Here is a 20,758-nt window from a genome sequence, read left to right as displayed (position 1 = left end):
GAAATCAGTCATTTTGTCAGTGGGTTAAGTATGCACTTTTTTAAAAAGTAATTGAAATGGCGCTGAAAATAATGCAAATAAAAAATGAAGTAATACAAATACCGGTTGAGGAAATTAGAGAGCATAAAGACAACTTTTCGCTATTCTCACCTCTAACTGACCATTTATACAATGAACTTAAAGAAAATATCAGAGTACATGGGATTTTACAACCATTACTGATTACAGATGATTCAATTCTATTATGCGGTCATAATAGATTAAGAATTGCAAAAGACTTAAATTATCCCACTGTCTCTTGCCAAATAGTTCAAGGCAGTACATCTGAACTAGTACAATTTATGATTGCAGATAATTCCTTACGACGTGGGGTGGAGAAAAACATTCTACGATTAATTGAACAATCTTATCACCTGTCCCAAACTGGGACAATACGGGATGGAGCCACTACTATGGGAATCACCAAATCAAAATTAGAGCGATATAGAAAATTATTCAACTTAAGTGATGAATTTAAGGATTTACTGGGGTGTAATAAGTTAACAATGGGGGCTGGATATACACTTGCAACAAAAGATATGGATACTCAGAAACAATATTATCAGCAGCTAGCCCAACTCCCTAAAATCAATGAAAATCATGTCAAATATATAGAAGAAGATTCTCATGTGAAAGAAACACTGTAATGATTGGACTTGAAGAAGAAAATTCAAAAGCAAAACAAGAAGTATCTATCCTAAATAGAAAATCTTTGCCATCAATTTAGGGATAACAAGAGCAAAAATGATGCACAGGATTTTATTAATCTATTAACAACACTAATAACGGACTACGAACTACAGGAGGATTAAACATGTCACAGAAACGCAACTGGAAACTTACCGCAAAAGAGCTGGCCTTTTTTAATAATCTATGGAATCAGATAGTGGCAATTTTTAATTACACTAATCATCAACAAGGTTACAGAGGAACCGAAAGATATAGGAATGGGCTAAGGGCTTTTTGTAAGCATCTTGCTATTAAATACCGTTCTCAAAACTTCAGGAACTTACAAGATAAACATCTTATTAGCTTTATTGAAGAATCCATCGCAGCAGGTGTAGATAAATCAACATTAAAGACCGAACTATCTGCAATCAGGAAGCTTCACAAACTTATTCCTAAAACAAAGTATCACCTAACTATTAAAAATGATTTGTTGGGTGTTGAAAAACGAGTGAAAAAACAAATAGATCGTGCTTGGACTGAAAAAGAGTATAATGCTGCTATTAATCTAGCACTATTAATGAATCGAAATGATGTTGTATGGTCTCTTAAGCTAGCTAGGAATTGTGGTGTCCGATTAGAAGAATGTACTGCTTTGACTAGAACTCAACTTAAAGAAGCTTTAGCTCAAGGATTTTTATACTTGAGAAATACTAAGAACAGAATATTAAGAGATATTCCCCTCGATTCAGAAGCTAAATTGATAATCTCTAACATTTTAAAAGAAGCATCATATGAAAGAGTTTTTGTTCACCATGGACGCAATCATATGCAAGCTAAGAAAAGTATCCAAAATTGGATCATCAATAATCGTTCTAAATTTACAGAGCAGAGTGACCCAGTACAGGGTTATTTAGATAGTAATAATAATGATTACACCGTACAATCAAAACTAACATACCATGGTCTCCGCCATTCTTTTGTCAGAGAAAGTTATCGAGAATTTATTGGTAAAGGTTTTTCACGCCAAGCATCTCGTAAGCTAGTAGCTGAACAATTAGGCCATGGACGAGATGATGTAACTCGAATTTATCTTGGGCCGAATTCTGATCCTGATACTGATAATGATTAATATTAATCCCCCTCTTATTACGAGGGGGATTCTGTCTAAAAACATTAATATTCTTTATTCTTTATCCCTTGCTTAATAGATTATTATAGAGAAACTCAACATAATAATAATTATATACTTTCATCCTTTTTCCCACGTGAATATGGCTCTTTTTCTTTCCAAATCGGACCTTCCTTTGTATTGTAATGCTGCCCATGCCCCTTTACATTATGTTCCCTACGAGAAGCATGGATAGCATTATTTGTATTAGCTCTTTCATTTGCACTATTTTTTATTTCTATCGAATTATTGAAGGTTTTTTCATTCCTCTGATTATCAATGAGACTTGATCCCGTGTCCGAACCCCTTCTAAACAACTTGTTCACCAATACTCTACCAGCGGCTTTAACTGGAGAAGAGGTTAATATTTTTCCACCTACATCAAGCACCATTTCAGTACGAGATGCATATCCAAAGAAATTTGCTACCTTTTTTGTAAAGCCTGTCTGCTTGGATTTGTTAACTTTTTTATCCTCTTGTAGACATTTGGTTTTTTTATTATTTCCCTTTCCGTTTGCATATTTTATATTTTCAGTTGAAACTTTAGTATTTTTCTTAGATACTTCTTCGAGTTTTTTCTTTTCTACTTTTGCGATGGTCATATGATTCAAATAATTTTCTGGTATATTTGGTAATTCAGAAGCTTTTTTACAGAGCTCATCCCAGCTAGACCGATTTTCTATTTTACCTGGTAGTTTAGATAACTTAGCTCTTATTCTTTCTCGATTTTCTTTACTGGCAACAAACGTTCTATCTTCTGAATCAGCGGGTGTAATACCATCGCTTACATATTTAAGATAATCCATCATAAGCCTATTAATGTCTTGTTTATTCCACTCCGATTTAATAGGTTTCTTCTTAGGATGTACTTGTTTAAGCTGTTCAAACTTCTCTCTTTGCTTGTTAGTAAGCATTTTTAATCCTTCTTCGGTTGTCAGAATACCATCTATATCAACCATAGGTATGTCATATCTACTATTTACAATTTTGTTCCACTGGTCTAAGACATACGTACTACCCCCGCATTTAATATCTGGCCCGGGGATAGCTTCATATTTATCACCCTTTTTAATGATATGTATTAAATCTGCCTTTGAAGTTGAATCAGGATTAATTATTGTCATCAAAACATTTCCCTTGTTTTTTAACGCATTATATTCAATACATGCCAGCCATTCAGCAAATTTACCTCTGAAAAGACTTAAATTGTTATCCCTGATTGCACTAATACTCGTTGCCATGCTCTGAGGCTTTTTTAACATTGAATCAATGGTTGCCTCAGAATATCTGCTATTAGTAGCATATTTTTTTATAGCATCTTTAATACATGCATGAAATTCATTAGGTACAACGTACTCATAATTAAGTATTTCCAACATATATTCACGTTGACCTATACTAATATTCATCTCAATCACCTACTTTTATACTAATTCAATCCCTTTTTCAACGCTTTTTAAATTCAATATATCATTCTATGGTAAGCCGATAATGATTGAATGAATTTGGAAATTTCTCTTCAATTAGCTTTATAAGACTAGGTGAAACCTCTCTTTCTCCATTATAAATACCGCTTGCTATAATTCCATTCAAACGTCCTTCATAATCACGAGCTGATTTTTCTCCTAACTTATATTCATCCATAAGAAAACTTTTAAAATCTATGGTAATTCCTTTTCTCCTTTCCTAAACTTTTTAGTAATTTTGCAGTATCTTGTGACACGTTAAAGCATCATTTAATTATTTTTAATCCGTTCTTTTAATTTTTCTACAGATAAATAGGTGCCATTTTCCAATCTATGCAACATTGCATGACAGTTTGGACAAACAGGAATTAAATCTTTAATTGGATCCACTTTATAATCCCCCTGTATTTGATGTAGGGGAACAATATGATGTACATGAATAAAATCTTTGCCAACTTCCCCATATTTCTCTTCAAAATTAAAATTGCATATTTGACATTGAACACCGTAAAAATCCATGCATTTCTTCCTAGCAAGGGGATTTCGCTCATATACATTAACGTTAATAGTTTTACGTTTTCCTTCTTCTAACCCCTCAGAAACTTCTTCAGGATAATATCCTTCCGTTAAGCCATGTTCAAAAAATGACATGATATAGTCATGTAATTCTCCCTTAAGCTTCATAGCTCCTTGAATATTTCCTTTTAGACCGTAATTGCGCAATTTAGCCAGAGAAAGCTCTGAAGTATCTATCTCATCAAGTAATCGAATTCTTGTATAATCATACTCCTTAGACTTCTTATATTTTTCTTCATCCAACCAGAATTTTTTATCATATGTAATATCTTTATCCTTTACAATACCTTCTATAACTTCTACCTTAAAGCGGACCTTTCGGATATTACCGGATACATAAATAAATAGTATATCGCCATTTTCATAGTTAAAAGAACGTTTCCAATCAATCGTATCATAAAAGCTAAATGCACCTTCTACGTCATAATCATTAGGATTAGCAGGTACCAACCAAACACGGCGGGCATTTTTGTGCCCTCTTTCTTCAAGTTCTTTACGACGATTCGCTGCGATTTCTTTAGGTGCAACAAAATGATATTCATCTTCCCCATCGTAGTAAGGAATATTATAAACATATCCTCTCTCAATAGAGTCATAATATTTATATTTACTTGAATTAAAATATTCTTCAAAAAACCTGGCTGCTTCTTGTATATTCTTAGCTTCAAATAATAAGTCGTTGTTTTTTAAAATAGTAATCGGACTAGCCATTTTATACTCCTCTTATATGTATATTCTATTTTCATTTTAAATGTATTTTATCGATACCATCTAAAAAATAAATAGTCTTTACTAACCTAATCCCCAAATCAGTTATAAATGATTTTAGATAATAACTTTCTTCTGGTACCCCCCAGCAAATTTTCCGGTCTACTAAATCAATATTACTATAAATACATAAGCTATTTACCGTTTCACATCACAAAATTTCCATAAATTAACCCAAAGAGTTTTCTAATATACTACCGATAACCAAGTATCTTTGATAAATATTTTTCAACTAGGAGGTGAACAGAATGGCAACTATCTTTCAAGAATATCAAAGAGAAAATCAACTTTTCTACCATCAAAAGGTATCGAGTTATGTTCAATCACTATCAGTTAATATAAACATCCCTGTACCTGCGGATAGCATCATAATTTCTAAAATCGAATTACAAGAACTGAAAAAAATTCAGTTAGTAGGAGTCTACTGGTCAATGCAAGATCTTGAAAAAAGAGTGAATAGAAAAAGTGAATGGATCAAAGAATATATCCTTTATCCTTCACGTTTCCGTAAAGTACTGGATGCACAAAATGGTGGATTTGTATTCTATCCAGGAAGTAAAGGACAAACTTGGTCATTTCAAGCATCAAAAATGGCAATGTTTTTAGATGAAAACTTTGACCGGATCTTTTCTTAAAGACTACTAATATACACAACTACCAAGCACCCCCTTTTTACCGTGTTTGGTTAAACCCCAAAAAACATTAGAAAGGTGACATCTGAGAATGGCAAGTATACAAAAACGGGGTAAAACCTATCAATTTACCGTGAGTCACACGGTTAACGGTGTAGCGAAGCCGATAAGAAAAGTTGGATTCAAAACCAAAAAAGAGGCACAAATAACTGCTGTAGAAATATAAGCTCAATTAAGTAAAGGATTATTACCACATCTAAAGCCGATGCCGTTTGATGAGTATTTCGAGAAATGGTTCAAACTCTATAAATCTAATTTAACTAAAACAACCAAACTTCATTACGATTATACATTTAGAGCAATTAAAGAATATTTTGGTGGCAAACCATTGCAGGAAATTAAACGTCATGACTACCAGATGTTTTTAAACAAATTTGGTTCTGATAAGGCTAAAGAAAATGTTGAGAAGGTAAACACCCACATAAGGTCATGTGTGCAGGATGCTATTGAGGAACAAATAATTCAGCATGATTTCACAAGGAAAGCAGTATTAACATGGACCAATCAATCCTGCAAAGAAGCCAGAAGAAAAACATTTAAATTTTTTTGAAACCAAAAGATTACAAGAAGTGATTTACAGTTTGTTAAACCAAGGGATAGGGTATTATCTAATTCTATTAGGGCTGACTTCTGGGGCGCGTTTTGGGGAGTTAGTGGGATTAATAACAAGAAAGGATTTCGACTTTAAAAACAACACAATAACCATTAACAAAACATGGGGTTATGCAAAAAGGCATTTCCAAGGTTTCGGTCTAACGAAAAATGAAGCATCCAACCATACTATCAAACTAGATAAAAAGACAATGAATGCATTTAGAAGACTTTTCGAGAAGGTAACACCTAATATGTATGGATTAGTCTTTTATAGCCAGAATCCAAGTACAGAGTAATCAGCAACACCAATGCCAACAAACTCTTACAAAAAACTTTAAAAGAACTTGGAATTGCTCCAATTACGATACATGGATTGAGGCATACTCATGCAAGTGTTCTATTGTATCCCAAGATTGAAGTAAATTATGTTAGTGAACGTTTGGGACACAGCAATATCGAAACGACTTATAGGCACTATACTCATGTGCTTAAGGAATTGCGGGAGGAAGAGGAGAAACTGACAATTGATACGTTTGAAAATATGTAAAATCCAAAAAATAATGTTATAGTCGTATATAAACATTCAGTGGACAACTAAACAAAGTAAATAACAATTTTGATCTACAATGATTTTTTCTATAGTACTAGTAAAATACAAACAAAATGCTCAGAGAATTTACTCTGAGCATTTTTAACATAAAGTTAGTGAAATATATACCATTTCAAAAATACTTCTAGTTATAAAAATTGGAAAAAAAGAGTAATATTTTTATAGCTATTAATCTGGTATCTTAAGATTTTTGGCGATACACTCTCATTTTCTAGTCCACTTTTTCACTATAAGAAGTCTAACAAATATTTTTGTTAAGGATAAGGATGTCCACCAATGTGTCCTACTAGAATCTCTGGTAACCCTGGCAACCTGTTGTTATTCCAAGTAAAGTAGATACGATAATTCGAATCTGCTCTATACAGCTTTGTATGAGGAGAACAACTTAATTGCTGAATATTACCCTCATTATCTTTGAACCTAAATTTGAGATAGGTTTCAACAGTTTGATGATTTCCTTCTGGAGAACAAATAATACCCGTAGTACTAGAAAGCATACTCAAAACTTTTGCTTCCCCTTCACGTGAATATTCTTCAAATAAGTTTAAAGCATGATCATTTAGAGCTGTCAGATGTGTAATTAATTCCTTAATATGATCACTGATTGGATTAAAATGTCTTAACGTATTCTCAACATTCTCTCCCAAATATAATTTCGGAAATACCCTATTTATAGAACTACAAAAATTAATTCTATCTCTTTCATAGCCTAAAAATAACCTTCTTATTTTGAAACAATCTTCTATTTCATATACTGAAATCTCCGTCGGAACTAAGTCTTCTAATTCTGCTAAGATATGCATAGCAGCCATATTTCTATCACTGAATTCTTTATTAATTTGTGACCTATACAATTTATATAGTGAGTCGTCATCTACAAAAGATTGTTCAATTAGTAACCTAAGTAATTTTTTCTCATCAGCAAAAAATTTATCATCTGTATAAAGCCAATTTGCAAATTCTACACCCTTTATATATTGATCGTACAAATCAAACGAGTAAAGAATGTTTTCCTCTTCAAATTGAACAATCTCTTCACAGATACTAAGAAATTCGTTTAACCTAGCTTTTAATTCGGAGTCATTTAGATTTTCATCACTATAAAGAGTTTCTTCTAATAAGATATAATCAATGTTCAATTTCTTCTACTCCTTTTTAACCTAAGGAGTTCGAATAAATCTTTCTTTTCTTGGTCAAAGAATCCTTGTGGCCAATTACTTAATTCTCCATTTTCTGATATTTCGATTTTAGAACTTACAGTTTCTCCTTCTATTTGTGAAATATAATGAACTATTCCACTCTTTGTTGCATCACTTTTAGCTAGTTGTATTCTTATACCATTAACAACATGTTCACTATGTGTTTCGACAATAAGTTGAACGCCTGTTAGACTAACTAATGCTAAGAATTGACCTATTCTAGATTGACTCTCAGGATGTAAATGCGCTTCTGGATTCTCTACAATCAGTACAGAATTCTCTTGAGTAGACGCCAAAAGACCAGAAGTAATAATAGGTAGACAATATGATATACCGAAACCAGTAGAGGTTGGAGGAATAAAATGTCCTAACCCACTATTACCATAAGAAATAGTAACCATATCTACTTCTTTAATAGGAGTCACTTTTAACCTAAAGTCAGGAATTAACAACTGCATCCATGCCTCTACTTGTGTGGAAAATCTTTCTAAACCATTTCGGTTCTTAATACTCTCTGGAACTTGGATATGTAGATCATCTGCTCGATTTAATACATGATTAACATATTCACCATTATAACCTGTCATCAAAGACTCTTTTGGATCAAATTTTTGACCCTTTCTTGGTCCTAGTCTTTCAGCATTTAAATAGTGAAGTTTAGTTTCTTTAAAAAGCTCAATATTCCCAGAAGATAGATTATCTAATTCAACAGTGTATGGTCTATTAAGAAGATCTAAATTATAAGAATATATTAAATCTCTTTCCATATTACTCAAGATAATAGAGAAGTTTTCTGAATCAGCAGTTGAGCACAATACATGTTCTGATCTTCCAAGAGCCAGATTATAAGGTCCATTTAGTTCAATTTCATTCTTCTTAAGGCTTTCCGATGTACTTTTTGCCAAAAGTATTCCCTGAATGATACTAGACTTACCAGCAGCATTTCCTCCAGCCAATACATTAATATTTGTTAATTCTAGCTCTAGATTCTTTAGACTTTTAAAATTTTTGAACTTTACCCTATTCCACATTATCTAGAATCTCCTCAATTAATAATCTTGTTTGCTTAAAGTTGTATTTAACATTTGACACTGAATTCGTCCCTACCGTTAAACCATCAGAATAACGACTATCTTCAGTTATTAGTGCAATTAGTTTATTGAGTGCTAAATCTGTATTTACCCTACTTTTTATAAATTCAGTATCAATATATGACAACATAACACTTAGTGATGTAAATAAAGATTTATTTACTAATTTCTTTTTATTGTCGTTAATGGTTGTTCTATTATATTTCCTAAAACTTTTCTTTCCAAAAAGTATTAATGCATTTTGCATTGCATTTTTAAAATAGAATTCAAATTTAGAAAGCTCATTATCACTCATTTTATTCAATTCTTCAAAAGCATTGTCTAAAAAGAACTCCAAATCACTTTTATGATATTCTAAAGTTCTTTTTTCAAAGTCATATGCTCTATAGAATGCTACATATCTTAAAACTAATTCTTGTGCCGCCATTCGATCATCGTTTACACCGTTATCTGTAGCCAAATTAAACTCAGTAGATTTTGCAAGACCTCTTAAAAATTTCCGTACTGAGGGCTTAGCTATAGAATTTCTTATTTCTTGTGCATTTAAAGATACGCCACCAGTATTTATTCTTCTAAACAAGTCATATTTAACTTGAGACGGTGTCCGAGCATCAATAATATTTACAGGAAACTGTGTCATAAAAATCCTTTGCTTATATTTGTTTTCCAACTCATTAAAAGTTTTATTATTACAAGATTCATGTAAATACTGTAGGTACTTCAATTTAAATTTCCCATTTAAAAAATCGTTAATTGTATGTAACCTTTGCAAGCCATCAATTACATGCAAGATAGAATCTTCATCTTCATAAAAATAAAATGCAGGAATAGGAATTCTTAGCATTAATGATTCTATTAGTAATGATTTTCTTTTAGGTTCATTCCATACTCGGTTCCTCTGAAAGTCCGGATTCAAGTTCATTAAGTCCATATCAATTAATTCTTTCATATATTTTAACGAAACCATTCTTTGTTCAATTCTAATTTTATCTGCATCGAATGGCGTTTCTTCTGAATCCCAATCTTCTATAGATTCTGGCTCCGTACCATCATATGATATAAATTCGTTATTGCCGTACTCCATTCTCTCACCCCATTTATTTACTCTTGTTGTGATAATATTCGATAACAATAAGTACTTCCCTCTTTTTAAGATGAATTTTATGATTATAAATATATCATATTGGTGATTACCACCTTAAGGTATTCTTCCAAGGTATATATTAATACATGCGTCAATTTAATTTAGTATTAAGGCTACGAAGGTGAAAAATAAATTTCAACATACTCAGAATTATTCTATCTCTTAATTACTAAGTTCACCCACTACTATTTTAACATGTTTAGTTTTATTAACGGTATTTTCTATTATAGCAATATTTTATTCTATACACTTTTCGTAGGGACAGTTGCTTTTCTAATCTTGATACTGGTGCTACCTGCACGGTATCAGAATGAATTGGGAAATATAATTGTAGGAAGAATTATGGTCGGTCGTTTAACGGATACACAACTTCTAAGAAAAATTACAAATTGATCACTAGTGGGAAATCAAAAGACACTATTTTATTAGTAATTACGACCTTTTAGTAAAGGGCACACCTCTTTATTAGTTTCAATAGTTGGCATTTAGTGATTTTTTTATTTCTTAAAATATTTAATAAATCCTCACACAATTACCTGACAAATTAATTTCTTAGCTCTTTAACCTTGTGTGAAAAATGCGTAAAATGATTTCAAAGCCCACCTTTTTCACCCCTTTTCTTTACAAAACAAAAAACACCCACAAACATTGATGTAGCAACATTTATAGGTGTTCTATCGTTTCTTAAATTAACTCGATTTCACCTAAAGATACCAGTGGTCGGGGTCGAACTAATAATATCGGTACACTATAAAAGTTTACCCTATAAATCTTCTTTTTTTTTATGCTTTCGACTTCGTATTCTTGTACGAATTTTACGAATATTTTTCACTTCAATTTGATTTATTCTCTCTCTAGTTACCCCGTTTACATTACCTATTTCTTCAAGTGTATGTGATCTTCCATTTCCCAAGCCAAAACGGATTCTAATAATTTTCTTTTTTATCTGTAAGACCGTTTTAACTTGAACCGTGAGGAACAATCCCTATGGTAATGTTAAACGTTAGTCGTGGTTGTTTTGAACATGATAAAAAATCCGTTAATTTGGGACGTTTCTTTTAGATGTACATTCAACTCCCCTGGGAAAAATATCCCACTATCGCAGGGAAACACCGATATTCCTTCCTCATGTCCCGAAACGAAATCACCTCTTTTCCTCTGTAAAACTCGAAATCTAGTAAAGATTCATGACACTTTAACGGCTTTTGATGAAATGTTTTTTCATACAACTGAATGGCTTCTTCCTCACTAAGGGCAAAGATAAAGACAAAATCCCTCTGGTTCATCTTTAATGAGTAAACTCGAACCTTATTGATTCCTAGTACATTGGTTGTAATCATTTCTGCCACTTGCTGATGGTTTGCTAAATCAAAATTCAGTTTGGAAATGTCATCCTCTAAAGAAACCTTCTTCTCTTCTAGTAAATGGTGAATATAATGGGCCAATGTAGAATCTTCGTATAGAAAACAATCAAGGTAAGCGTCTTTTATTAACACCCTCTACCACCCTGTTCTCTGTTTTTATCTTTTGGTCCTCGATTCTACCTGTACACTCGTTGTAATCCACAAACGCTGACCCCACTGGACCATTTCGATTTTTCGATACAATGATTTCAAGGAAAGGATTCTTTGTTTCCTTGTCATAATAGGATTCACGATACAGGAACAAAATGACATCTGCATCCTGTTCCACACTGCCTGATTCCCGAATATCAGACATCATCGGCTTTTTATCTGCTCTCGATTCTACCGATCGATTAAGCTGTGCCAAACATATTACGGGGCAATCAAAGTCTTTTGCCATTGTTTTAAGTGATTTGGATATTTCTGTTACTTGTTGATGGGAATTCCCTCCGTACACTTGACTTGAAGAAATCAATGTTAAGTAATCAATAAAAATGACTGGTTTTTTGTATGGAAATTGGTGTATCATTTTTCTCGTTTTCGCTCTTATTTCGGCCATACTTTGCCCAGCTCCATCAAAAATTTGTATATTGGTCTTAGCCAGTTGACCGAGAACATCGAACCAGGAATTCTTTTGGTTTTGATTAAGCATCCTTTTCAGATCTCTCATTTTTCTTCGGTTAACGTTTCCCGTCGAAGCAATGAGTCGAGAGGTAATCAGCTTTTCAGGCATTTCCAAAGAAAATATCAGCGGTATGAACCCGGCCCAGCCCGACATTTTGGCGAAATGAAGCATAACATCGGTTTTTCCCATGGAGGGTCTTGCTGCCACAATCGTTACTTCCCCATTCTGAAAGCCTCCGGTCATTACATCGAGCTCTTTGATTCCTGTTGTGGCTGTATTCAGAAGTATTGGGTCTTCCCATGGTGCCTCATACATATTTGCCAATGCCTCTGTTAAGGAGGTATGATCCTTCATTTTACATTGATTGATTTTATCCAGTTCAGTGGTAATTCTCGAAATCTCCCAATCACTCACTGTTGCCACCGTTAAGATATTCCTTTTTTCTCGTTCCTTCCACGAAGATAGAATGAGCTCCTCCGTATTCTCGAATTTCTCTAGATCACCGTATGATAACAGTTCAGATAGATAGGACATTCCACCAAAGAACTCAAGGTCAAGTAAAGATGCCAAAGAGATTAAATCAATATTCTTGCCTGCCCGGGTTAATTCCAGCATTCTCCGCATTAATTCTTGATGCCGCACACTTTCCAGTTGATCAGGCTGAATAACGGTATCCTTGAGTAAGTACTCTGCCTTAATCAGGCTTCCTAAGTACGCTTTTTCCGCTAGATTCACCAATCTTCACCTTCCGATATATCTTGGTCAAACCCACTTGGAATATCTCTTCCGCTCGGAACTGGTTTCGTTGTTTTCCAATTATTCGCTGCAGGCTTTTGGTTCTCTTGATAGGAATCAATTTCTTCTACCGTCAGTAATGATTCGTTTTCCCAATTTTTTAGAATCCCCAGCACGTAACTCAGCCTTCGCTTGTTATTGGTACACGCAATCGTCAATGCCTTTAAAATGACGGCTTTCGGCTGCAGGAAGCGAGAATCATCTAACCAGGATAATAGTTGCTCTTTTGCATTCACATTGCTAAAACCAAATCCATTATTATCCCAAAATGCAATAATTTCTTTCACATCTTTCATTTTTTGCTTATCCTGCACGTGATGCTCATTATTTAGATTACCTTCCAATTTGGGCTGAAAAACTTCTTGTGGTTTTTCTTTTTCTATATCTTTCTCTATCTCTTCTTCTTTTTCTTCTTCTTGTCCACGTATCGTCTGACGAGTCGTCAAAGTCTCGTCTTTCTCTTCCCATACGGGCGCTAGATATGTATTATTTTCTTCATGATGACTCACTTCTTTGCTGGATGTACTCTCTTCTATGTTACAAAACGAATCATAAAGTTTGCGGAATTCTGGTTTATGAATGGACTCCGCAACATATTGAATCAGGGAGATATCTTGGACCTCTTTTAATTCAGAGAAAATACAATCCATCATGGGTTTCCCGGCTCGATCAAAGTTATATTCCGCCCAGTTTTTTATCGCGAGCTCTCTCGTTTTAGGATTATAACGAACCAGCCGGTGAAGTTGGATGAATCGTTCCATTAATGTTTGAATAAATTCGATTGTGTAGCCCATATCAAAGGCTATTTGCTTGATCGTAGTTTTATAGATTCCAATTTGTTTCGTCCGTTGATTGGTTAAAAGATATAAATAAAAGTGCCGGTCATCTGGAGTCATCTCCTCTGAATGAATCGGGTTCACCCAAAAATCCGTGCTCACTTTTCTAAACTTAGCCATCCACAACACTACCCTTCTTCTTGCTAATACTTTCACCCTTTATATAGGTAAAAAAGAAGAAAAAAGACAGGGTCAATTCAAAAATTTGTGAATGTTTTATGACAAACGAGTTTATGGGTCCCTTCTGATTTAGTAATTTCCACAACCTTTATTGTCGTGCTTAGGGTGGTAAAAATGCGTATTCAGCGAAGACTTACCGAAAACACAAGACTTTTTTCACCATCAAAATCTCCCTGTCTCCACTAAAGCGAAAGTGATAGAAGTTGTTGTTACTTGGAGAGAAAAACCAAATGAACAAACGAAAAATGGAGAAAAGTATCCCGCACGAAAGTTCAAACAAACCTTCGTTTTCAAACAAGACTAAATCCAAAGCCTCCCTTTAACAAGGAGGTTTTTTCTTATCGAGTTAATCTGCTTCGTTACTTCAATAGAAAAAAGCGACCCCTCGTTATTGAGGAATCGCCTCCTATAGTTGCATAAGTAGTTCACATTTGGAGTCATTGGGATTCTTTATCTTCTTACTTTTATTGATATCGTCCCCCTGGTCCTCATCTACTGCAAGAATTTCTTGTTCTACGTGAAATTCCACTTGAGATTGTCCAGTTATTTCATCAAATGGAGTGTAGTACGGGGTCACACTTTTCTTCTGTACAAACACTTTATAAAAACTAATTAGTACTATTATAAATATTATTGTAGGTAATCCTGCTCCCATGATAACCAATGAATCCACCGATATTCCCCCTCTTTAATTCCGAAAATCTAATAATCAATTCCGTTAATTTATACGAATAACAAAGTCCATTAGTTTCATTCGATAAAATTATTCCCCTCTCTTTTGTACTTCTAGAATATTGGAAACACCATACATACATGTTATACATCTGTAAATAATTCTGGGAAGGGCAACATTTATCCTATCAAGATACTTTTTTATTCCCTTTGAGAATAATCATAATTTAAATTTTAAATCTGACCTTTTTAAACAAATTCTTCTGACACTAACCCGCTTCGTTAGCTCAAAAGCAACAAGCTGTTGCCGCTGCAACAGCTTAGCTTTTAGACAAGAGATTATAAACTTTTTTTGCCGAAAAACTTTGAAGATAATTTCACTAATAAAAAAAAGAAAAAGTAAAAAAAGAAAAAGTTAAATATAAAACCCAACAGTTGAAAACCAAATTGAAACTTATCAATAGTATAAAAATCGAATACTTGTGCTGGAAAACCAGTTAATTGTTGGGATTCTAATTTCTCCCCATAAGGATAAGGGATAAAAGCACAAGCAATAGTAATTAAAAAACTTATTAAGTAGAATTTTTTCTTACTCATTTGAAATCCTCCAAGAAAAATAGATTCTTTAGATGAATTTAATTAGAAACTTTCTCATAATTTTACAGTTCTATATTTATCTATAAAAACCCTTCTTTCTTACACTAACCTGCCCGTTAGTGCAACAAAAATGAGATGTCAGCAGCCATCTCGATCTTTAACTCTTGCACCCTTTAGTTTAAGTACACTTATTCACAATCTTTTGGAAAGCGTAACTACAACTTGATGAATCTCATTTTTAGTAAGTCTTTATTTTGGTTGAATTCCTAATTTATTTTCCTTAACTTCGTTATCATTGCATGCGTCTGTTTAATTTTTTATTGAATAGAAAAGAAATACATTATTTTGTTAATTACAATATCACTACCATGGAACATCATCATGAAAATGCTGGTTTACACCGTTAAAAAAATTCTAAATAAAAAAGCTAATAAAAATAAAAATCCTCAAATTTGAATGATATGACCAAATTTGAGGATTTCTCATTTTACAAATTTTCAAGTATGGTGATTGTGTTAATTGTTCACTGAAACTTATATTATTATTTTATTCTTTTTTTTTGAACGGAAATAATTTCAAAACAAAAACAAGAATTAATAAAATAACAGAGTACAATAAAGACTTAACATAGTTTGATTCGAAAAGGAAATACGCTATAACAAAATTAAGGATAAAGAAACTAAAGTATCTCAATATTTACTATCACATCCCGTTAGAACCAAGGTTCAATAATTGTTGAATTTTTATAAAAAGTGGACAATTGACCACCAGTACCACCTGCGGATTTAGTAGTTCTATGGGTTTTCTTGATTTTATAATTCCCATAATAAGTACCATTACTATCAAAAAATCCAGGTCCTTCTTCTCGATAGTAGTATTTAGTAAAGGTATATATGTTTTCTGTGCCAGCATTGACAAAATAATATGTGCCAAATGCTCCAACTGCAACACCAGTAATTTCGTTCCATTTGCTTGTTATGGTTTTCGCCCATGCTAAGAAAGCTGTTACAATAAAAAAACACCCCTTTTTAATTAAGATAAAAGAAATATACAATAAAATCCCTTATATTTCCTGTTACCTTTAGCAAATGTAATAAAAAAGAAATATTTTCCAAAAAATTATAAATTTTACATTTTGTAATGAAGTTGAAGAATCAGGAAAGGGAAATATACTCTCTTAGCATGAATTTTTGTGACGAACTTTTCGAATCCCCCTTATTCTACTAACCTGCTTTTTTACTTCAATAAGAATAGGTACATATCCTGCTTAGAGCAACACTTTCGTTGTTCTATATTCTCTCTCCTTTATTTCAAAAAGATAAAAGAAATTATGTTCCCTATCTAGATTAAAGAACGATTCACTTTGCTTAAAGCATTATCCTAAATCTATTAGGTAATCTAATAAGCAGGAGGGATTGCCGTGCCAATAAAAATTTTATTATTTTTGATGCTTTTCTTCTTTCATTACTCAACTGTGACGAAGGCAGAAGTGGCATTGAAGGCTGCGTTTGTTCGCTATCACCAGTTATGGATAAAAGAGGGAAATCAAGAAATACAGCTTACTAAAGATAAATTTGTATATTCACCACAGTGGTCCTATGATGGAAGATTTATTGCCTATATCGACGGTGATGAAAAGGGAGAGAAGTCTAACCTGTGGGTTTATGATACAAAAAGGAAAGAAAACTATGAACCATATCATAGCATTCAGACTTCTTATTTTACTTGGTCCCCTGTTGCAAATGAGCTAGCATACATATCAGGATGGGTACTAAACGTTACAAAGACAAAAGATGACAGACCTTTTGGATTTGAAAATGTGTCTTTAGGGGTTAGTGGATTTGAGTGGTATCCAAATGGGAGAGAGTTTATTGTTTCTGCTAGCTCAAACCGCCTTCCAACAGGCTGGGAGCCAATTAAGTTGTATCGAATTCCAAAGGATATGAATCTAAACGAGAAAAAGGCGGAGCTATTGTACTCAATCCAAATCGATGAAAAAAATTTATTTGCCGTTAATGTAGGTAAATTTAAGTGGAGTTATGACGGGAAGTGGATTAGCTTTCTTGGCACCCCCACACCTTCTTGGGCTATGGATAGTAATCCTTTATGTGTTCTATCTTCAGATGGAAAAGTGTTCAAAGATATTGGTAGGATGTTAGGATTTAGTGATTGGTTTAAGTGGGCACCACAATCAAACCAATTAGCTTATATTTCAGGAGAAGGGCGTTTTTTTGTTGAGAATAAGATCACTAAAATTGCTGAAATAGAGGCATCCACCAAACAGGTTGAATATACACCGAACGGCTATGTAGACCTAGATTTGGAATGGTGGTCACCCTCCAAAGTGATTGTCGCACGGTCACAGGAAAACAAAGTATGGAAAGAAGGTCCATTTCCTACAATGTTCACCTCTCTATATGAAATAGATTTAGGCTCAGACAATCAAAAACAAATCACATTTCCAAAAGAAAATGAGTTTGATGAAGATCCTCAGTCTGTTGGTTCTTATCTCACATGGATACGCAGACAAGACGAAATTCAAAATGGTGATGTATGGATAAAGCATGACAAGCAGAAAGAAGCATGTATTTGGATAGAAGATGTAGACTTTTCACCTGCTTTTTTTAAAAAGTAACAAATGAGTAAAAGTCGCCGCAGCGATCTCACTTAAACTATTGCACCCCGTTCGTAATATAAGGTTAGCCAGATTTTTCTGGTTGACCTTTTTTCATATGGTCTTATGATTACGGTAGTCGGGGTAGAACGTCGCACCCGTGGGATTCAATCCCGTTAGCTAAACTGTTCACCCCCTACTTGTATAAACATGTTTCAGGCTGGTTGGGACATAGATCCCGTTTAACAAGCGAACCTATGACATTACAAGAAGCCTTAGGGGATACCGACTAATGTTGCATTTCTAGGAGGAGATAAAGTATGGATCCAGTCATTGGTCTGGATGTATCAAAAGGGGAAAGTCAGGTACAAGCTTTTTTAGATAAAGGTAAGCCTTACCGTAAGAGCTTTAGTATTAATCACGATCTTGAGGGTTTGGGGAATTTATTAGATTTCCTTCAAAAAGTTGAGAAATCAGCAGGTGGTCATCAACCTTCGGTCGTTTTAGAATCAACTGGGCACTATCATATTCCCGTTATTCAGTTTTTAGAGGAACAAAAATATGTTTATATTATCGTCAATCCTCTTATCTCACACAGAGCCAAGAGCTCAAGCCTAAGAAAGGTAAAAACAGATGCAATCGATGCTTTTCACCTTTGTGAATTGTATTATAAAGAAGAATTAGAGCCTTACAAGAAGCGTGGAGTTCAACTCTTAAACCTTCGTAATCTAACAAGACAACAAGAGAGTATTGCAGAAATATCAGCGAAAACAAAGTTACAGCTTCATTCTTTAATCGATCAGGTATTTCCAGAGTATCGAGGTGTATTTGGAAGCCTATATTCGAAAGTATCATTGTTTACTTTACTAGAGTTCCCTACTTCTAAGGCTCTATTAAGTGTGAGTGAAAAAGAGTTAACGGGTAAAATAGCTTCATTATGTATGAGTCGTTCGGAGTCATGGGCAAAGGAAAAAGCACAGAAGTTAAGAGAAGCAGCCCTTCGTAATCCTTTTCAAAACAATCTCTACGATAGTCATATTTTTAACCTTGAAATCTTGGTTAAGATTGTTCTTCAATACCAAGAGCATCTATCCAATATTGCGAATGAAATAGATGCCCTCGCTAGTGAAATTGAAGAATATGAGATCCTTCAATCTATCCCTGGAGTCGGAGAAAAAATCGTTGCAACGATTATTTCTGAAATCGGAGAGATAGATCGGTTTAATGATGCCAAGAAGTTAGTTGACTTCGCTGGTATAGATCCTAGTGTGTACTCTTCTGGAAAGTTTACTGCATCAGTAAACCGAATAACCAAACGTGGCTCATGTAGGCTTCGCCACGCATTGTATATGGCTGTACAAAGTGGAATTCGGGATTCCCGTAAAAAGAAAACGACGGATGAGATCATTCCACGCAATAGAAGACTACGAGAGTTTTACGATAAGAAACGAGAAGAAGGAAAACCCTTTAGAGTAGCAATCATTGCCTGTACAAATAAGCTCTTACATTGGATTTACGCCTTATTAAAAAGCAGATCTACTTTCCAGGATATAGCTTAAAATCTATATCTAACTAAATACAACAAAACCTTCCAAAAAGAGCATAACGGAAGGTTATTTGGCATGAATATTTTTAGTATAACATGAGGTAATTAAACTTTTAATTGAAAAATGTTGACAAACTATTAGCTGGTTTAGTTGAATTATAAAATCAACATTATCAAAAAAACCTCCATAGGCTATCTCCCCTCTTAATTTGAGAAAGAATGCCATGTATGTATTCTTTTAAGGTTTCTGGCGGTACATCCTTTTTTAGCTCATTTAGCTGAAGTATATTACCTGTGGAGTAGTAGCATCCATAACTTGGACTTGAAATTGTGAGTGACCGTTTAGATCAGATATTTTCCTAAGGGTTATCTTTGGTTTTGGCAAAACAAATTTTAAAAGCGCTAAGACAGGATATTAATGATTGTCTTAAATAAGGAATTTTGTTCCTTCAAACAAAAAGGAACCCATTGGTGGGTTCTATGTTTTATGTGACTAGAGCAGATTTCTTTGGAAAACCCAAATAAACGTTAAATCAGCTCCTAACTAGCATTTAACATACTCTTTTAGGATCAAGATACCAATACCATTCGCCACCACACATATGTAAAAATGGACATTTGCCAGAGGCCCAATTCATATATGAATCTTGACCTACGCAATCCTTGTCTAAATTTATTTTCCCTCCACATTTCAATCCATTCCTATTTTTACACCAGCCTCTCCCGAACCCCAGTCCTCTATAAGCAAAGGTATAGTGATCAGAAGGAGTAAACGGTGCATCCGTAGGATGTATGATTGTCAATACCTTAAAGCCATCTTTTTCAACGAGTGAACTATTTGCTTCTATGGGAATAAACCCATTGCCAACTTCTGTACCAGATTTAGTTGTGACTGTTATTAAGGTTTGTGAAGGTGTAAGTGGAGTAAATTTTATTACTATTCCGTCGTTATTTTCAAAGGGATAATAAACTTCTTCTTGCTCACCATTACACCCGCAATCATTTGAATCTTTTCCTTCTAATTCAGTAATCCGATGATTGAGACGCTCTATATCACGTCCTATTTCATATAAACTCATGTAATATTAGCCTCCTCGAAAAAAATAACCTCTTATGTAAATTCCTTCAAAATAGCTCAACTTATACATAAGCGCATCCAAAGCATAAACGCCATTTGTGAAAAGTTGTATTTATCACCCCAATAGATCAAAAAGCACCTAATGCCTTCTTGGTCTATCTGTAAACTACCTCCGCCGAAATTCCAACCTTTACTTTCGATGAACTCAAAAATAAATCCAAAAACTGATTATTTCCTAAATCTTCTGTTGTTCCCATAAATAGAACCCTCTATTTGAATCCCAAATGGTTTCTTCATTTTGAAGACCTCCAACATGGTAAAATTCACTTTATTTTAGGACAGCTACTCCAACTATTCTGCTCCTTTCGTATTATAAGGTTAGCCAGAATGCTAAAT

General features: G+C 33.8%; 23 protein-coding genes. 9 read left to right on the top strand and 14 right to left on the bottom strand.

Annotated features, from left to right (window positions below):
- Positions 1 to 56: 56 nt before the first annotated feature.
- Both H0184_RS18005 and H0184_RS18000 read left to right on the top strand, forming a co-directional pair.
- Positions 57 to 686 (top strand): ParB/RepB/Spo0J family partition protein, encoded by a 630-nt coding sequence (locus H0184_RS18005; RefSeq protein WP_221827422.1) that lies wholly within the window; start codon positions 57 to 59, stop codon positions 684 to 686.
- 167 nt (positions 687 to 853) lie between these two features.
- Positions 854 to 1,837, top strand: coding sequence for a tyrosine-type recombinase/integrase (locus H0184_RS18000; protein ID WP_221827421.1), 984 nt, complete (start codon positions 854 to 856; stop codon positions 1,835 to 1,837).
- 110 nt (positions 1,838 to 1,947) lie between these two features.
- Here H0184_RS18000 and H0184_RS17995 read toward each other — a convergent pair whose 3' ends face one another.
- The 3 genes from H0184_RS17995 to H0184_RS17985 all read right to left on the bottom strand — a co-directional run bounded on the left by H0184_RS17995 (position 1,948) and on the right by H0184_RS17985 (position 4,629).
- A complete protein-coding gene (locus H0184_RS17995) occupies positions 1,948 to 3,285 on the bottom strand; it encodes a hypothetical protein (protein WP_221827420.1) in 1,338 nt (445 codons plus the stop codon).
- A gap of 61 nt (positions 3,286 to 3,346) precedes the next feature.
- Positions 3,347 to 3,520, bottom strand: a complete 174-nt coding sequence (locus H0184_RS17990) for a hypothetical protein (protein ID WP_221827419.1) — start codon at positions 3,518 to 3,520, stop codon at positions 3,347 to 3,349.
- A gap of 92 nt (positions 3,521 to 3,612) precedes the next feature.
- Complete coding sequence (locus H0184_RS17985; RefSeq protein WP_221827418.1) at positions 3,613 to 4,629, bottom strand: HNH endonuclease; 1,017 nt, start codon at positions 4,627 to 4,629, stop codon at positions 3,613 to 3,615.
- A 305-nt stretch (positions 4,630 to 4,934) separates the two neighbouring features.
- Here H0184_RS17985 and H0184_RS17980 point away from each other — a divergent pair, with 305 nt between their 5' ends.
- The 5 genes from H0184_RS17980 to H0184_RS28005 all read left to right on the top strand — a co-directional run bounded on the left by H0184_RS17980 (position 4,935) and on the right by H0184_RS28005 (position 6,519).
- Positions 4,935 to 5,321 (top strand): DUF771 domain-containing protein, encoded by a 387-nt coding sequence (locus H0184_RS17980; protein ID WP_221827417.1) that lies wholly within the window; start codon positions 4,935 to 4,937, stop codon positions 5,319 to 5,321.
- 88 nt (positions 5,322 to 5,409) lie between these two features.
- Complete coding sequence (locus tag H0184_RS28020; RefSeq protein WP_313771794.1) at positions 5,410 to 5,544, top strand: Arm DNA-binding domain-containing protein; 135 nt, start codon at positions 5,410 to 5,412, stop codon at positions 5,542 to 5,544.
- Positions 5,545 to 5,583: 39 nt separating this feature from the next.
- Complete coding sequence (locus H0184_RS28015) at positions 5,584 to 5,928, top strand: tyrosine-type recombinase/integrase (RefSeq protein ID WP_313771793.1); 345 nt, start codon at positions 5,584 to 5,586, stop codon at positions 5,926 to 5,928.
- 19 nt (positions 5,929 to 5,947) lie between these two features.
- A complete protein-coding gene (locus tag H0184_RS28010) occupies positions 5,948 to 6,268 on the top strand; it encodes a site-specific integrase (RefSeq protein ID WP_313771792.1) in 321 nt (106 codons plus the stop codon).
- Positions 6,268 to 6,519, top strand: coding sequence for a tyrosine-type recombinase/integrase (locus tag H0184_RS28005; RefSeq protein ID WP_313771801.1), 252 nt, complete (start codon positions 6,268 to 6,270; stop codon positions 6,517 to 6,519). The genes H0184_RS28010 and H0184_RS28005 overlap by 1 nt, the downstream gene beginning before the upstream one ends.
- Before the next feature lie 317 nt (positions 6,520 to 6,836).
- Here the strand turns inward: H0184_RS28005 and H0184_RS17970 are convergent, their stop codons facing one another.
- The 10 genes from H0184_RS17970 to H0184_RS17925 all read right to left on the bottom strand — a co-directional run bounded on the left by H0184_RS17970 (position 6,837) and on the right by H0184_RS17925 (position 16,178).
- On the bottom strand, positions 6,837 to 7,721 hold the full coding sequence (locus H0184_RS17970; protein WP_221827416.1) for a hypothetical protein: 885 nt from the start codon (positions 7,719 to 7,721) through the stop codon (positions 6,837 to 6,839).
- Complete coding sequence (locus tag H0184_RS17965; protein WP_221827415.1) at positions 7,718 to 8,812, bottom strand: AAA family ATPase; 1,095 nt, start codon at positions 8,810 to 8,812, stop codon at positions 7,718 to 7,720. The genes H0184_RS17970 and H0184_RS17965 overlap by 4 nt, the downstream gene beginning before the upstream one ends.
- Positions 8,802 to 10,004, bottom strand: a complete 1,203-nt coding sequence (locus H0184_RS17960) for a DUF262 domain-containing protein (RefSeq protein WP_221827414.1) — start codon at positions 10,002 to 10,004, stop codon at positions 8,802 to 8,804. Before H0184_RS17960 ends, H0184_RS17965 begins: the two co-directional genes overlap by 11 nt.
- A 775-nt stretch (positions 10,005 to 10,779) precedes the next feature.
- A complete protein-coding gene (locus H0184_RS28110) occupies positions 10,780 to 10,998 on the bottom strand; it encodes a sigma factor-like helix-turn-helix DNA-binding protein (RefSeq protein WP_396953602.1) in 219 nt (72 codons plus the stop codon).
- A gap of 88 nt (positions 10,999 to 11,086) precedes the next feature.
- A complete protein-coding gene (locus H0184_RS17950) occupies positions 11,087 to 11,512 on the bottom strand; it encodes a hypothetical protein (RefSeq protein WP_221827412.1) in 426 nt (141 codons plus the stop codon).
- Entirely contained in the window at positions 11,487 to 12,779 is a 1,293-nt protein-coding gene (locus H0184_RS17945) for a replicative DNA helicase (RefSeq protein ID WP_221827411.1), read from the bottom strand. Before H0184_RS17945 ends, H0184_RS17950 begins: the two co-directional genes overlap by 26 nt.
- Positions 12,776 to 13,795 carry a DnaD domain-containing protein gene (locus H0184_RS17940; RefSeq protein WP_221827410.1) on the bottom strand — a complete coding sequence of 340 codons (1,020 nt, stop codon included), beginning with the start codon at positions 13,793 to 13,795 and terminating at the stop codon, positions 12,776 to 12,778. The genes H0184_RS17945 and H0184_RS17940 overlap by 4 nt, the downstream gene beginning before the upstream one ends.
- A 466-nt stretch (positions 13,796 to 14,261) precedes the next feature.
- On the bottom strand, positions 14,262 to 14,528 hold the full coding sequence (locus H0184_RS17935) for a DUF3951 domain-containing protein (protein WP_221827409.1): 267 nt from the start codon (positions 14,526 to 14,528) through the stop codon (positions 14,262 to 14,264).
- 338 nt (positions 14,529 to 14,866) lie between these two features.
- Positions 14,867 to 15,124, bottom strand: coding sequence for a hypothetical protein (locus tag H0184_RS17930; RefSeq protein ID WP_221827408.1), 258 nt, complete (start codon positions 15,122 to 15,124; stop codon positions 14,867 to 14,869).
- Positions 15,125 to 15,836: 712 nt separating this feature from the next.
- A complete protein-coding gene (locus H0184_RS17925) occupies positions 15,837 to 16,178 on the bottom strand; it encodes a hypothetical protein (protein ID WP_221827407.1) in 342 nt (113 codons plus the stop codon).
- A 366-nt stretch (positions 16,179 to 16,544) separates the two neighbouring features.
- Here H0184_RS17925 and H0184_RS17920 point away from each other — a divergent pair, with 366 nt between their 5' ends.
- The gene (locus H0184_RS17920; protein WP_221827406.1) at positions 16,545 to 17,759 is read left to right on the top strand and encodes a translocation protein TolB; all 1,215 of its coding nucleotides are present in this window, start codon (positions 16,545 to 16,547) and stop codon (positions 17,757 to 17,759) included.
- 299 nt (positions 17,760 to 18,058) lie between these two features.
- Positions 18,059 to 19,297: an IS110 family RNA-guided transposase gene (locus H0184_RS17915; RefSeq protein WP_221827405.1), complete on the top strand. Its 1,239-nt coding sequence runs from the start codon at positions 18,059 to 18,061 to the stop codon at positions 19,295 to 19,297.
- A gap of 538 nt (positions 19,298 to 19,835) precedes the next feature.
- On the opposite strand, the gene H0184_RS17910 is transcribed toward H0184_RS17915, so the two are convergent.
- On the bottom strand, positions 19,836 to 20,363 hold the full coding sequence (locus H0184_RS17910; protein ID WP_221827404.1) for a hypothetical protein: 528 nt from the start codon (positions 20,361 to 20,363) through the stop codon (positions 19,836 to 19,838).
- Positions 20,364 to 20,758: the final 395 nt, after the last annotated feature.

Source organism: Neobacillus niacini (assembly GCF_019749295.1).
Classification (GTDB): domain Bacteria; phylum Bacillota; class Bacilli; order Bacillales; family Cytobacillaceae; genus Neobacillus; species Neobacillus niacini_D.
Note: the sequence above shows the minus strand (reverse complement) of the source record. Positions and strands in the feature narration are given on the sequence as shown.

What these genes read in the sequence shown, in the direction of transcription:
- H0184_RS18005 (WP_221827422.1), top strand. Translation starts at nt 57, where the DNA reads ATGGCGCTGAAAATAATGCAAATAAAAAATGAAGTAATACAAATACCG.
- H0184_RS18000 (WP_221827421.1), top strand. Translation starts at nt 854, where the DNA reads ATGTCACAGAAACGCAACTGGAAACTTACCGCAAAAGAGCTGGCCTTT.
- H0184_RS17995 (WP_221827420.1), bottom strand. Translation starts at nt 3,285, where the DNA reads ATGAATATTAGTATAGGTCAACGTGAATATATGTTGGAAATACTTAAT.
- H0184_RS17990 (WP_221827419.1), bottom strand. Translation starts at nt 3,520, where the DNA reads ATGGATGAATATAAGTTAGGAGAAAAATCAGCTCGTGATTATGAAGGA.
- H0184_RS17985 (WP_221827418.1), bottom strand. Translation starts at nt 4,629, where the DNA reads ATGGCTAGTCCGATTACTATTTTAAAAAACAACGACTTATTATTTGAA.
- H0184_RS17980 (WP_221827417.1), top strand. Translation starts at nt 4,935, where the DNA reads ATGGCAACTATCTTTCAAGAATATCAAAGAGAAAATCAACTTTTCTAC.
- H0184_RS28020 (WP_313771794.1), top strand. Translation starts at nt 5,410, where the DNA reads ATGGCAAGTATACAAAAACGGGGTAAAACCTATCAATTTACCGTGAGT.
- H0184_RS28015 (WP_313771793.1), top strand. Translation starts at nt 5,584, where the DNA reads ATGCCGTTTGATGAGTATTTCGAGAAATGGTTCAAACTCTATAAATCT.
- H0184_RS17965 (WP_221827415.1), bottom strand. Translation starts at nt 8,812, where the DNA reads ATGTGGAATAGGGTAAAGTTCAAAAATTTTAAAAGTCTAAAGAATCTA.
- H0184_RS17940 (WP_221827410.1), bottom strand. Translation starts at nt 13,795, where the DNA reads ATGGCTAAGTTTAGAAAAGTGAGCACGGATTTTTGGGTGAACCCGATT.
- H0184_RS17930 (WP_221827408.1), bottom strand. Translation starts at nt 15,124, where the DNA reads ATGAGTAAGAAAAAATTCTACTTAATAAGTTTTTTAATTACTATTGCT.
- H0184_RS17915 (WP_221827405.1), top strand. Translation starts at nt 18,059, where the DNA reads ATGGATCCAGTCATTGGTCTGGATGTATCAAAAGGGGAAAGTCAGGTA.
- H0184_RS17910 (WP_221827404.1), bottom strand. Translation starts at nt 20,363, where the DNA reads ATGAGTTTATATGAAATAGGACGTGATATAGAGCGTCTCAATCATCGG.